Below are 245 nucleotides of genomic sequence, written 5' to 3'. Positions count from 1 at the left end.
GGGATCCAGGAGCTGTTGCGGGATGGGAACCAGGGTCCTATTCAAGCTTCATTCTCCCGGAAGGGTTCGGCTGCGGATCAAGGCGGCGGAGAACAGCCGGCGGACGCCGAAGGCCATGGTGCCGAGGCAGACGGCAGACGCAGCGAGGATACGGGTCGGCAGAAGCAGGCTTCCGGCGGGAGGGGGGCTAAACAAGGCCAGAAGGGCAAGGGGCCGTCGGATGGCGATGGATCGAAGCCGGGGGG

General features: G+C 66.5%; 1 pseudogene. It reads left to right on the top strand.

The annotated features are described in order from the left end of the window. Positions 1 to 245 (top strand): annotated as a pseudogene (locus KVT34_RS30795) (spore germination protein); the annotation flags it as partial.

This window comes from Paenibacillus sp. GbtcB18, from assembly GCF_019091125.1.
In the GTDB taxonomy this organism is placed as follows: Bacteria; Bacillota; Bacilli; order Paenibacillales; family NBRC-103111; genus Paenibacillus_F; species Paenibacillus_F chitinolyticus.
This window is presented reverse-complemented; position numbering and strand designations above follow the sequence as displayed.